Annotated in this window: 11 protein-coding genes; 5 read left to right on the forward strand and 6 right to left on the reverse strand. The window is 48.9% G+C overall.

Annotated features, from left to right (window positions below; genetic code table 11):
• Positions 1–122 precede the first annotated feature (122 nt).
• From adk to M3P05_RS13535, 5 genes are all read left to right on the forward strand, one after another.
• A complete protein-coding gene (adk, locus tag M3P05_RS13515) occupies positions 123–773 on the forward strand; it encodes an adenylate kinase (RefSeq protein ID WP_249700251.1) in 651 nt (216 codons plus the stop codon).
• 81 nt (positions 774–854) lie between these two features.
• A complete protein-coding gene (tsaB, locus tag M3P05_RS13520) occupies positions 855–1538 on the forward strand; it encodes a tRNA (adenosine(37)-N6)-threonylcarbamoyltransferase complex dimerization subunit type 1 TsaB (RefSeq protein ID WP_249700252.1) in 684 nt (227 codons plus the stop codon).
• Positions 1538–2344, forward strand: a complete 807-nt coding sequence (locus tag M3P05_RS13525; protein ID WP_249700253.1) for an undecaprenyl-diphosphate phosphatase — start codon at positions 1538–1540, stop codon at positions 2342–2344. The genes tsaB and M3P05_RS13525 overlap by 1 nt, the downstream gene beginning before the upstream one ends.
• Complete coding sequence (locus tag M3P05_RS13530) at positions 2335–3144, forward strand: class I SAM-dependent methyltransferase (RefSeq protein ID WP_249700254.1); 810 nt, start codon at positions 2335–2337, stop codon at positions 3142–3144. Before M3P05_RS13525 ends, M3P05_RS13530 begins: the two co-directional genes overlap by 10 nt.
• 71 nt (positions 3145–3215) lie before the next feature.
• On the forward strand, positions 3216–4862 hold the full coding sequence (locus M3P05_RS13535; RefSeq protein ID WP_249700255.1) for a WD40 repeat domain-containing protein: 1647 nt from the start codon (positions 3216–3218) through the stop codon (positions 4860–4862).
• 79 nt (positions 4863–4941) lie between these two features.
• Here M3P05_RS13535 and M3P05_RS13540 read toward each other — a convergent pair whose 3' ends face one another.
• The 6 genes from M3P05_RS13540 to M3P05_RS13565 all read right to left on the reverse strand — a co-directional run bounded on the left by M3P05_RS13540 (position 4942) and on the right by M3P05_RS13565 (position 12760).
• Entirely contained in the window at positions 4942–5805 is an 864-nt protein-coding gene (locus M3P05_RS13540; RefSeq protein ID WP_249700256.1) for a hypothetical protein, read from the reverse strand.
• 19 nt (positions 5806–5824) lie between these two features.
• Positions 5825–7156, reverse strand: coding sequence for a hypothetical protein (locus M3P05_RS13545; RefSeq protein WP_249700258.1), 1332 nt, complete (start codon positions 7154–7156; stop codon positions 5825–5827).
• 71 nt (positions 7157–7227) lie between these two features.
• Complete coding sequence (locus tag M3P05_RS13550; protein WP_249700259.1) at positions 7228–8253, reverse strand: threonine aldolase family protein; 1026 nt, start codon at positions 8251–8253, stop codon at positions 7228–7230.
• Positions 8254–8313: 60 nt separating this feature from the next.
• Entirely contained in the window at positions 8314–9426 is a 1113-nt protein-coding gene (locus M3P05_RS13555) for a hypothetical protein (protein WP_249700260.1), read from the reverse strand.
• 189 nt (positions 9427–9615) lie between these two features.
• Complete coding sequence (plsB, locus tag M3P05_RS13560; protein ID WP_283777809.1) at positions 9616–12204, reverse strand: glycerol-3-phosphate 1-O-acyltransferase PlsB; 2589 nt, start codon at positions 12202–12204, stop codon at positions 9616–9618.
• 160 nt (positions 12205–12364) lie between these two features.
• Positions 12365–12760 (reverse strand): hypothetical protein, encoded by a 396-nt coding sequence (locus M3P05_RS13565; RefSeq protein WP_249700261.1) that lies wholly within the window; start codon positions 12758–12760, stop codon positions 12365–12367.

Genomic DNA, 12760 nt, shown 5'->3' on the forward strand with positions numbered 1-12760 from the left:
GGTAAATCTCTTGCAGCATCTTCTGCCCTTGAGTTGCGAGGGCGGGGTGTGTATTGTTGCCTGTTTTGGTTCTGCCGGTCGCTATGCTGGTAGTCAGAAACAACATTCAGGAGTGTATGTCCATGCGCGTCATACTGCTGGGCGCCCCGGGCGCAGGTAAGGGAACTCAGGCCCGTTTTATCACCGAGAAATATGATATTCCCCAGATTTCCACTGGTGATATGCTGCGTGCTGCTATCAAGAATGAAACCCCTCTGGGCCTGAAGGTTAAGGCGGTTATGGATGCAGGCCAGCTGGTATCTGATGACATCATTATCGATCTGGTAAAAGAGCGTATTGCTCAGGATGACTGCGCCAAGGGCTTCCTGTTTGACGGTTTTCCCCGCACCATTCCTCAGGCTGAAGCCATGGTGGATGCTGGTGTTGATATTGACCACGTTCTGGAAATCGCTGTTGAAGACGAAGAGATCGTCAAGCGTATGAGCGGTCGTCGTGTACACATGGCTTCCGGCCGTACATACCATGTGATTTACAACCCTCCCAAGCAGGAAGGTATCGACGACGATTCCGGTGAACCTTTGGTTCAGCGTGATGACGATCAGGAAGAGACTGTTCGCAAGCGTCTGGCTGTTTATCACGAACAGACCAAGCCTCTGGTAGAGTTCTACACTGCTATGGCTGAAGCCAAGAGCAGTGTAAAATGCCACACCGTTGCCGGTGTTGGTTCCGTTGAAGATATCACCAAGGCGGTACTGGCTTCTCTGGAAGAGTAAGCTGGCATTCAAAATTCGCAGAAAACCGCCCAGTGGGCGGTTTTTTGTATCATTTCCCAATAGGCCCTGTAAGTCTTTCCTATGGCACTGATTCTTTCTATTGATACGGCCACTGAAGCCTGTTCCGCCGCCATTAATAACAATGGTGAGGTGCAGGAGATATTTGAAGTTATTCCCCGCCAGCACAGTAAACGACTGTTGCCGATGATTGATCAGTTGCTGGCTGAGCAGGGTGTTTCCCGCAGTCAGATCGATGCCGTTGCCTTTGGACGGGGTCCTGGCGCTTTTACGGGAGTACGTATCGCTACAGGAATCGCGCAGGGACTGGGCTGGGCACTGAACTGCCCTGTTGTGCCTGTTTCCACTCTGGCAGCACTGGCCCAGCAGGGTTTACGGGAATATGGCGCTGAGCAGGTTCTGGCCGCAATTGACGCTCGTATGGATGAAGTTTACTGGGGTATCTATTCCGCCAGCAATGGCATTATGGAAGCTGTAAGAGATGAACAGGTCTGTGCTCCGGAGCTGACCCGTGAATCAATCCCTGAAGGCTGGCTTGAGTCTGCCCTCGGTATAGGAACCGGCTGGGGTTACAGTGAACGAATGGGCTTTTCTCCGGCCCGGACTGTGATCGGGGCATTCCCTCATGCCGGTGATATTGCGACACTGGCCGCACCCATGCTGGAACAGGGGCAGGGTGTGGATGCCGACAAGGCTCTGCCGGTTTATCTGCGTGATAATGTTGCACTGAAAAAGAGTGAACGTTAATGGATTCGCTACAGCTCTTTATTCTGGCCCTGGTTCAGGGCCTTACTGAGTTTCTGCCAATATCAAGTTCTGCGCACTTGGTGCTCCCTTCCCAGATTCTTGGCTGGGCAGACCAGGGGCTGGCTTTTGATGTGGCGGTACACCTGGGGACGCTGTCTGCAGTACTGCTGTATTTCCGCAATGACCTGATGCAGATTATCCGAGACTGGACTCTGAATACTGTTGGGCGTGGTCCAAAAACGCTGCACAGTCGTCAGGGATGGTTCCTGATCTGGGCCACTATTCCGGCCGTTGTTTTTGGTGGCCTGGTTAGTGTGACTGGCTTTGATGAAATGATGCGTACTACGGCTGTGATCGCGGCTACCACGCTTATTTTCGGGACTCTGCTTGGTTTTGCAGATAAGCGCAAAAATCTCACGCAACCGCTTGAAGAACTGACACTGAAACAGGTCATTATTATTGGTCTGGCACAGGCTATTGCCATTATTCCCGGTACTTCTCGTTCCGGTATTACTATTACTGCGGGGTTATTCCTGGGGCTGACCCGGGAAGCGGCTGCCCGTTTCTCATTCCTAATGTCGATACCGGTTATCTGTGCTGCCTGCCTGCTGGTTCTGCTTAAACTGGTGACAGGAACTGACCCGGTACACTGGGGTGAGCTGGGTATGGGTATTGTTGTATCCGGTATCAGCGCCTATCTCTGCATTCACTACTTCCTGGCCTTTATCAACCGTATTGGCATGATGCCGTTTGTGATTTACCGCCTGCTGCTGGGGCTGGTTCTTGTAGGTATGTTGTGTCTGTAAATTCTGATCTTTCCCCTTTGGTTATTCTTGCGACTCCAGAGACAGACGGTGAACAGCTGGCACAACTGGTTGAAGTGACAGGGTTGCCGGTTATTGAAGGTGAAAGCCCCAAGGCCATTCGCGATCAGCGTCTGGTTTTGTGGTATAGCCCTGCAGGTCTGGCTCTTCAACAAACCGGCAAAGGTGCTCCCGGCCCTGTTGTGGTGGACTTTGTTGGCGGAGCTGTTGGCCACCGTCGTAAATTCGGTGGTGGCAAGAGCCAGTCAATCGTCAAGGCTGTTGGCGTTGCAGATACCAGCAGGCAGCTCTCCGTGCTTGATGCCACGGCCGGTCTTGGTCGTGATGCTTTTGTACTGGCGACAATGGGATGCCGGGTTACCATGATTGAGCGTTCCGTCGTTGTGCGGGCACTTCTGGCTGATGGGTTACGCAGAGCATCTGAAGATTCCGAGGCTGCCCCCATTATTGCGCGTATGACTCTGGCTGCAGGTAATGCGCCGGAGTTAATGGAACAGTTTCTGCAAAAAGATCAGTCTTTTGATGTCGTTTATCTGGACCCAATGTTCCCCCATCGCGACAAATCTGCAGCGGTAAAAAAGGAGATGAAGCTTTTTCAAACACTCCTTGGACCGGATATGGACGCCGATGCTTTACTGCAACCAGCCCTGTCTCTGGCTGAACATCGTGTTGTTGTAAAACGGCCAAAGAAAGCACCGGAGCTGGCAGAAACAGAACCCGGTTATCGCCTTGAAGGAAAATCAGGGCGTTTTGATATATACCCCTTAAAACGCCTCGCATAAACAGATCAAATTTCTGGAGAGTGCTGGCAGTTTGTCTAAGCTGTTGGCTCATCTCCAGATATGAGCCCGATATGGTCTGCCGTTGCTTCCAATATTTCTCTCAGAGAGTGAAAGTCCTTTCCTGCCTTATTCTGACAACATTCTTCTGTGGTTATTGCCAGGGAACCTATGTTAGCAAGAGAGGTGTTGTGATGGAGGGAATGCAGCACCCGCCAGAACTTTTCTCTGTGGTTACTGAGCTTGAGGAAATGGCTGTTGATCCAGCCTATTTATCAAAGAAACTGGCCATCGCATCTAAGCCTTTGGCTCTCTATACCCTCCACAAGGCTGTTCATGGTCGCCTGTCTCTTTTCCTTGAAACTCTCAAAAATATTCAGGTTGTGGAAAGAGGAGGGCAGTATGCTCCTTCACCATTTCAAAGAATTGTAGAGGCAAGACCCGCTCAAGAAAAAAAGCTGAAGGCTTCACATGGAAAAAGAAAACTCCACAAGGTTCAAACCAGAAAGTCGGAAGTAAAGCTGTTACCTGCAGCACAGTTTGAAGAAAAAGGCGTCTCAATCAGTAATGATGGACAGTGGATAGTGATTGCCTGGAAGAGCCATCGTATTGTCAGTATTCATAGTCTGGCTCGTCCTGGAGAATCCTATGGTGTTGATTACTCATCTGCTTTTGGAACTCCTGTTGACTATATCGCCCGAGTGGAAATGGCTCCGGATAATAAGGCTATGACGATGGTTCTTGGGCTTGATAAAGGCCACTGTCTGGCTGTCGTTGATTTTGAAAATGCGACGGTGCAGATACCACGATCGGTCAGGGGATTGAGTACTCACAGCGATTCAGGAAAATTCTCTCCAGATGGAAAGCTGATTACCGCTCATATTCCCAGAACGGGCGATCTTCAGGTAATAGACTGGAGAAATCACAAGGTTGTATTTCATACTCATACGACAGGCAGCCAATTTCACTCTGCTGTATTTGAGGATAATGACACCATTCTGTTTACCTCGGAAAACAATGTGCACAGGGTTGATCTTAAAAGCCACAAGCACAAGAGACATTATTTTCCCGAACAGAACAAAACACTTGGTGACAATCTCAGGCATGCAGAAGTTTCTTCCGGAGGGCGGTGGATTGTAGCCTCCAAGTACTTTGCTACCCGAGTCTATTCTCGTCAGACAGGGGGGCAGCAAATGGAGTTTGAATTTGGCGGACCTCCTGAGATAGTCACCAGTATGGATGATGAAATTATTTATATTGCTGAAGGGGGAGATGTTGTTGGCTATTCACTGGATACCGGTGAATTGATTGCTGAATATGTTTTTGATAATGACGGAATCAATGTCCTTAAAATTTCTCCTGATGGGCGAACCTTGATAGTTGGTTACAGGGATGGTGTTATTCGGCTTTGGGATATAAATACCGGTCAGGTCTCTTTACAGCTTGAGCGGAAGGATGGCAAAGCCATGGCTAATGTCTGGCTGACACCTGATCATAAGCACTTGGTCAGCTCAGCATATAGTGGTGGAGAAATAGAAGTCTGGCGTCTTCATGTTAATGAAAGCAAGCTATCTGCCATGGCCAGCAGTTTAAAATCCATGGCCATAAATTCCTGTATTGATGGAGACGCTGATGCAGAGGAAGAGGTGCTTGATAAGTTGCTGCATTTACATCTTGGTAGAGTTATTGAACTCTCAGTCGAAGCTGAAACTCTCTATTGATTCTTAAGCACGCATTAACACACTCAACCGCTTGCGGCAAAAGGGCCGAAGAGTAGGCAATCAGTGACCGTCAGATTTTTTATTTAGCTTTTTCTTTACGCTTTTCCGTCATCATTTTCCTTAAATCACGGTTTGATGTCGCTTTTGCAAGAATGCTGTTGTAGGCCTGTCTTATGCTTCCTTCTTTCTCTTTGTAGCTGGCGCTATTTAAAACAGGGGAGAGGAATGAAAATGCTGTTTCCGGATCACTTTCGACAAAGCAGTAAACCAGTGGAAGGCAGTGTTCTTCGGTGAAATCGCCTTTGCAAAAAGATTGATAGTGTCCTATCAGGTTATTATCACTCTGGAAAGTCTTTTCAATACACTTATTCTTAGCCTGCAGTGCGGCTGTATAATTTTGATTATCTTCTTGTGACCACTGATCAGAAGGTTTTGACCCATTTCTACTTTCAATATCCTCCATGATCTGGGCATAGTGATCTATTAACAAAAGACCCGCAGTAAAGAATCCCTGGTTAAGTGCTTCATCAAGAATCGGAGCCAGTTTTGCGCGCTGGCTTTCACCTACACCTTTCACAAGCTTTAATACTGCACTGTTATCACCGTCCAGAAAGTGCCGGTAATGAGTACCCAGTTTATGTTCCTGCTCTTCTCGCTGAAAAGCTTGAATGTAAAAAATTTTAGCGTCCTCAGGGCTACTGGTTTTAGCGGCTTTATCTAACCAGCTGGATAATGAACCCAGGGATGCCTCCCGTTGATACAGGCTTTTTTCAGGAGGCCGGGATGAAAGAGATGATTCTTGGTTAACTATTGGCAGAGGAGGCGTGGTTAGTTTTAAAACCAGCCATCCACGGAAGGGAACGACTTTGGCCAGCTTATTGTTCAGAAGGAAGTCTACAAACCGCTGCTTTACACTCGGTTTTTCTATAGGTCCTGATTGCATAATGAAGTTCCTTTTCAGGTTAATTTAAATAATTCGTTGTCCTTGGATAGCAGTACACACTGCACCACATAGGTTGATCTCCACTGACCAGCTGCTGATGTTTGTAATGGCCGGGCTTAAAATCCTTTGGCCAAATTCTGGCAGCTGCTTCATGGGCTAATGACTCCAGCTTGTTGTCACTGTCACCAAGAAAAATATTGAGTGCTTCCGCATCTTCAAAGGTGATTTTTCCTTCCCTGTTGAGATCCCCGGCACGCTCTCGCAAGCCAGCATTTAAAGATTGCAGGTTGGTTATTTTGACCAGCATGACATGATCCGGGTTATCGGAGTCATACTCAGTTACCTGAGAGGTTGAGTCATAGGTAATCCCAACTCCCTTCATGCTTGTGGTCATGGTATGGGTGTCATCAAATGTTGGTGAAAGCAAGGTTTCACGATTGAGCATGGCACTGTTTGTTGCCTGGTGATCAAAAACAGGTACCGGGCTTTTTGGTCTGGTTTTCAGAAACTCTTTAGGGAGCAGATCCTGATTCATACTCAGCCATGCTGTACTGATGGCCTTTGGAACGCCTTCACCTGCTGAGAATACCCCTCCCAGAAAGCGGCTGGCTTCGGGAATCGGGGATATCTGGGGAGGATAGATAGCCAGATCACTTCTCCAGCAGACCTTATCATCCTGGACCAAATGAATATTGCCGAGATATTTCTCGTTAAAGTAGTGAGGCCACTGCTGCTTCATTAAATGGGAACGAAAAGCTTTGAACTGCTCTAAAGCCGGCCCAATTTTGGCTTTCTGGGTTTTGTCCTGAGCCTGGATCGTTTCCAGAATATCTATGCACTGCTCTATCGAAAGCAGAGCCTGGTGGTTCATATTTTCTGGATCAAAAGGAATCGTCCCCGGAGTTTCTTCGTAAATAACTCCTTTGTCCTCAAGAAGTGCTTTTACATTTGGGTTTAAAGCGACTTTGGGATCTGTTCGAGCTTGCTGTCTGGCAATAACCGCTTCTCGAGTGGCCTTGTTGGTACCACTGAAGTCAAGGCTTTGCAGGTTATGAAGGAAACTGAGATGGCTGGACTCCATTCCAGCCAGCAGGGTCTCATCCTTCAAAATCGGCATCAAACAATCTTCTAGCTTCTCCTTTAAAACCTTGCTCTCACTTTCAAAGTATCCAACCTTTCTTTCTGAAAGAGGTTTGGCCGGTGCCTGACCGTAAGTGGAATCTTTCCGATAGTGACCGAGAAGGTAGCTCTTTAACTCCGGCTGGCTGCTTTTCTGGTGAGGTCCATAAGTTCCTGAAGGCTGTACAGGGTTGGTAGAGGGAGGCGGTGTGGTCCCTTCAAAACCTGGCATAACTAATCATCCATATTATGTTTAACCATCCATGGTTTTGAGTATAGAGACCTATGTCTGTGGAGCCTGTGCTATTTCAACAGGCTATGAAACAGAGAGAGGAAACTATCGACATCTTCAGGTTTGGTATCATGTGAGGTAATCAGGCGAACCAGATTGAGTTCCTCATCGAAGGTGTAAAAAGGAAATTTCTCCTGCAGAGGGGAAATCATCTCCTGGGGCAGAGTGATAAACATCTGGTTGCTCTCAACCGGGTAAGCGGCTGACACCCCATCACAGTCCTTAATGCCGTTCCAGAGACGTGTGGTCATCTCATTAGCATGACGGGCTAATTTCAGGCCAAGGTCTTCAGTAAACAATGCCTTGAACTGCGCTGAGACATAACGCATTTTGGACATTAACTGCAGGCCAAGTTTACGGCGGTGGCCAAAGTTTTCTGCCAGTTCCTGATTGATAAATACCATAGCCTCGCCAAACATCAGTCCTGCCTTGGTGCCACCCAGGCAGAGGATATCAGCATATCTGGCCATCTCTCCCAGTGAACAATCCAGGGTTGCAGCAGCGTTATATAGGCGGCAACCATCCATATGAATCAATAGGTTAAGTTCATCGCAGGTGGAGCGAATAGCGGCCAGTTCTTCCAGACTGTACACGGTTCCAAATTCTGTTGGCTGGGTAATGCTGACGACTTTGGGGCTGGTGGCATGAATACCCCATTTGCTCTCACCATGGTGTAGCCTGCGAATCTGGTCAGGAGTGATTTTCCCTGAATCACCGCCTGAACAGGTCAGAATCTTGGTTCCACAGATATGAAAAGGTGCACCGGTTTCATGGGTGACGATATGGGCATTGTCAGGAGCGATCACACTTTCAAAGTCTTTCAGCATCACCTTAAGAGCCAGCACATTGGCTGCTGTTCCGGTACCAACAAAAAAAACGGGGGCATCTGTTGAAAGGCTGTTCTGAATCAGGCTCACTGCCTGTTCTGTTACCGGGTCACTTCCATAAGCGGGCATATGGCCCTGATTGGCTTCCATAAGAGCCTGCATGACTTCCGGAGCGGCTGTTGCGTAGTTGTCACTGGCAAATGAGATCATACAGCGTCAATGCCTGATTATTGTTAAAACAACATTCTAACCAAAATCATAGGGTTATTTTTAACTGCTTTCGCCCAAAGAGAAGGTTAAATATCCAAAAAAACGGGTTTGGCTAAGGTGTGCAATGTTTTGAAAGAATTCCAGCAGCTGACTGGAATTTGAGAACTTCAGAAAATCAATCCTGTCTTCCTTTCTATCCTGCTGGTGCTGAAGTTGAGTTAATCCAAGGTAGTAATCTGACTCTCTGCGAATCAGGCGGTATTCATTTTCGGGCCTGTTTTCATCAGGCTTGTCAGCCAGAGTCAGAACCAGCATCTGGCGGTCATCCAGATCGACAAGTGTTTCGTCCAGTCGCTCTTGCAGCTTGGTGATATTAATGATGGTGTTATTTCTGGCGGAAAAGCGTTGAAGATCAAAGAACTGTTTATATGTTGCTGGATGAATGGAGTTTGCCGTTTCCAGGAAAGCTCCGCACTGAAAGCCGGTGTTTTGTAACACCATAAGTCGGCCCTGAGCCGTTTCCCGGTTAATAGTCTGCAGGCGCTGATATTGGTTCTGGAGCTGCTGGGTAGTATGAGCCATGGACTGCTGCAGATTATGCATCAACAGTCTGTCGCTTTCCCGTAGCTGGCTGTTAAAAATCCGGGCGAGAGTATAAATTCCTGCACCGGCTCCAAGGTAAGCAGTCATACGAAAAACATGAAAGGGAATGGATTGCCATACACCATACGCGACAGCTGCCAGAGCCAGATATAACCCGGCGGTCTCAACGGGCTGTACCGGGCTGAAATATCGCTCAGATGCCTGATCAAACTGTTCGACCAGGCTTGAAACCTCCTTCTGTAACTGATCGGGTGTAGTTTTCAGAAGGTTGTTATATCCCATCAGCTTCCTGAGTTGTTCACCGTTGCGTTGGAACCTGGCGTGGGAAACCTCATCAGTTACCGGATTTGTGCCAGAGAAGTCTTTTACCCACCTGGAAATAAAGCTGATATCCCGAAGGGTTGGCTCCATAAAGGTGTTGATAGTGTTTATTTGTTGCTCTGCCTCTGTGGCAGCACCATGCAAATCATTTGATGCATAAGAAAGCATTGAGCCCATACAGAGCGTAAGCGCGATAATGCAGCTGAATAAGTGGCTATACAGGTATCGCTTAGAACGAGTGATAAGCATGTAAACCTCTGGACTGGCAATCAAAATGGTAACTTGCTGCCATGGACAGTAACCATCAGGGCTAGTTCCGGAGTTTTTTGTTACAGGCTGAATAGTGGCTGATAAAAAAACGGCCTGTCACACTTAGGACAGACCGTTTTCGATAGGAGTGAAAACTAAAGCTGCTAAAGAGGCTTACGTCAACAGAAGCTAGTGCTCAACTTCCACTTCGCTTTTCTTTTCAGTGGCAGACTCAGATTGATCCTGCTTTTGAGCCGTTTCATTTTCGCTTTTCTCTGGTTTTGATGCGCTGCTGTTTGCAACCGGCTCCGGAGCCTGGTTGGTGGTCACCTGGCGAATACTGTGACGCATTTCGCTGGGTAGCAGACGGCGGGAATCGTTCGCCATCAGCACAATCTGATCACCAAAGGTCAGCTTGCCGTGCTCATCAATCTCAACCAGTTCACGGGCCTGCAGTTCCCCGATAAAGTGGCGGAACAGAGTCTTGTCAAAGAACTCCGGTGCATTGAGGCCATGCAGAATGGACAGGCGCTGGGCCATATCCTTGCTCTGCTTCTCCAGTTCTTCCGGATCAATATTGCCTGAGCCATTACGCAGCAACAGACTGACCACAACAAAGAAGCGCTCCAGAGGCTGCTGCATGGCTCGGGACAGAACCATCAGAGTAATAAACTCGGTGCTGCTGGAGTCAGGACGGATAAAGGTGTCACCATCACGGTTCAGCAGACCGGCTTCTTCCAGAGCAACCAGCCACTGGTTCACCACCCCTTCCAGCTCTTCGACAGACCAGCGGATAAACAGCTCAGCCTTCAGATAGGGATAGAAGTTATTGCAGTAAGACATAATCTCGCTGCGGGTGTACTTGTGGCTGTGGGCGAACAGACGGCAGATAAAGGCCGGAATCGCCAGCAGGTGCAGGATATTGTTGCGGTAGTAAGTCATCAGTACCGCATTGCGCTCGTTCAGACAGATCAGGTCACCCAGACTGTCGGACTTGCGCTCAACCATCTTCAGCTGCTCAACCTGCTGAAGCATGGCGCGGCCATCAAGGTCGGGATGGGTAATATTGTCACTGTAGGGAACCTTGGCGATCAGGGTGTTAATGCCGTTGATCAGCTGAACAAGCTCCTCTTCACCCAGGGCCTGACGCGGAGTGCTGAGCAGTACTGCGGACACAATGTTTACGGAGTTGATAGCGGCGGCATTGTTGATACGGCACGCAATCTCTTCACCCAGGCTGTTGGTAGCCTGTTTCAACCACTTCGGACGGTAATCCTGGTCGTACTCCTGTTCACGCCAGCCAGGCTGCTCCTGATCCATAAAATCATTCAGCAACAGAGGCTCGCCAAAGTTAACAAAGGCCTCGCCAAAGCTGTCTTTCAGGGCACCCAGGGTACGGACGATATCCAGAGGTGACTCTTTCTTCTTCTTTTTGCCCCGCAGTTCACTCATATAGGTGCCTGCTTCCAGAACCTTCTCATAACCGATATAAACCGGTATCAGCGCGAGGGGTTTCTGGTTGCTGCGAAGGTAGCTGCGCAGCATGATCGAAAGCATGCCGGTTTTCAGCTTCAGGGTTCGGCCGGTACGGGAGCGGCCACCTTCGGCAAAGAACTCTGTTGGAAAACCTCGGGTGAACAGAGTATGCAGGTACTCATGGAATACGTTGCTGTAAAGCTGGTTACCCTTGAACGTACGGCGGATAAAGAAGGCACCGCCACGGCGAAGCAGGGAGCCCACAACCGGCATATTCAGGTTGATACCTGCTGCGATATGAGGAATCTGCAGACCATGGTGATGCAGAACATAAGACAGCAGCAGGTAGTCAATATGACTGCGGTGACAGGGCAGGTAAACGATCTCATGGCTCTTGGCCAGCTCACGCACCGGCTCAACATGATTGACCTTTACGCCACTGTAGATCTTGTTCCAGAACCAGGTCAGCAGCATCTCCATAAAGCGCACGGCAGAATAGGAGTAGTCGGAAGCAATCTCATTGGCATACATGCGCGCCTTGAGAGTTGCCTGCTCTTCACTGATGCCTTTTTCCTTAACCTCAGTCTCAATAGCGCGCTGAATAACTTCAGACTGAACCAGGCTGTTTACCAGGGTTCGGCGGTGAGACAGATCCGGGCCGTTAACAGAGGTGTGCAGCTGACGGAAATGAACCCGCAGGATACGATTAATCTTGCGCAGGGTACGGGCTTCGTCCTGACCCTCATCAACAATCTCCCGTAAAGACATGGGGGCGTTGAAGTGAATCATGGTCTGGCGACCGTGGAACAGAATGGCCAGGAACTTCTTGAAACGGCTGCCGACGTTGTAGTTCCAGGCAAACAGCAGTTTCAGGGCTGACTCTTCTTTCTGTGGCGCGCGCCCCCAGAAGACCTGTACCGGTACCACCTGGACATCGGTGTTCGGGTTCTTGGTCACGGACTGAACCATACGGATCAGGCGGGGCGAGTTATACATCCGCTCCCGCTGCAGGATCAGACCTTCGGGTTTGGTCAGGAAGAAATAGCTGTGCTGTTCATTCAGATCTGTTCCCTTAAAAGTTTCATAGGGACGGGGCAGACCAGCTTTAATACACTCCTGCTCCAGTACCAACAGATCCGACTGTGAGCGGCTGCGAAGCACGTAAATAATCGGTTTTTTCGGATCTACAGCATCGCCGAACTGCAGAGGCATCTGTCCCTGGACTGTCGTTCTGACCCAGAGAAACATTAACCGGCGTAATAGATTGAATAGGTATCTACTGATACTGGGAGTATTGTCCATTATCTGTCTTTTCAGGTGTGACGCTAATCGGGGAATTCTATCACTCTGAGCTGCGTTCGGCTTGATGCAGAGCGCAGATCAGAGGAGATTTAGAGGGAAAAGTGTAAGAAAAGTGCAATAAAAATGTAAGAACTTCGTCGATTTCGGCCAGAAGGTAAAATTATGAGGGCCAGTCGATCAGTATTTCACTGCCGTCTTCACTGATCTCCATCCATTCATCCATATTGTCAGCCCCGTTCTTCCAGAAGGCCGCATTACAGCGAACTTTACACTTGAGCTGGCTGTTTATCTCTCTGCCACTTTCGACATCATTGCCCCACGGCGTAGCCGAGGAATCAAACCAGAGGCTGGTCCAGGCCTTGCCCGCAGCGTTTTCCACGATGGTCACAGGAATGACAGTGCTGTCCAGAGTGACCTCCAGGCTGTGGCTGCGGCCTTTTGTCTGAACTTCTGTGCTGCTGTCGAAGCGGTCATCCAACCAATCGATGATCAGGTCAACGGGCTGCTGCCGAATATACACTTCAATGTCGGGCTGAGTCATTGGTGCTGTTTCCAT

This window comes from Parendozoicomonas callyspongiae, assembly GCF_023502345.1.
In the GTDB taxonomy this organism is placed as follows: Bacteria; Pseudomonadota; Gammaproteobacteria; order Pseudomonadales; family Endozoicomonadaceae; genus Sansalvadorimonas; species Sansalvadorimonas callyspongiae.

Coding starts and splice junctions, on each gene's coding strand:
- adk (WP_249700251.1), top strand. CDS start 123: ATGCGCGTCATACTGCTGGGCGCCCCGGGCGCAGGTAAGGGAACTCAG.
- tsaB (WP_249700252.1), top strand. CDS start 855: ATGGCACTGATTCTTTCTATTGATACGGCCACTGAAGCCTGTTCCGCC.
- M3P05_RS13565 (WP_249700261.1), bottom strand. CDS start 12,760: ATGGAAACAGCACCAATGACTCAGCCCGACATTGAAGTGTATATTCGG.
- M3P05_RS13545 (WP_249700258.1), bottom strand. CDS start 7,156: ATGCCAGGTTTTGAAGGGACCACACCGCCTCCCTCTACCAACCCTGTA.
- plsB (WP_283777809.1), bottom strand. CDS start 12,204: ATGGACAATACTCCCAGTATCAGTAGATACCTATTCAATCTATTACGC.
- M3P05_RS13540 (WP_249700256.1), bottom strand. CDS start 5,805: ATGCAATCAGGACCTATAGAAAAACCGAGTGTAAAGCAGCGGTTTGTA.
- M3P05_RS13550 (WP_249700259.1), bottom strand. CDS start 8,253: ATGATCTCATTTGCCAGTGACAACTACGCAACAGCCGCTCCGGAAGTC.
- M3P05_RS13525 (WP_249700253.1), top strand. CDS start 1,538: ATGGATTCGCTACAGCTCTTTATTCTGGCCCTGGTTCAGGGCCTTACT.
- M3P05_RS13555 (WP_249700260.1), bottom strand. CDS start 9,426: ATGCTTATCACTCGTTCTAAGCGATACCTGTATAGCCACTTATTCAGC.
- M3P05_RS13535 (WP_249700255.1), top strand. CDS start 3,216: ATGGTCTGCCGTTGCTTCCAATATTTCTCTCAGAGAGTGAAAGTCCTT.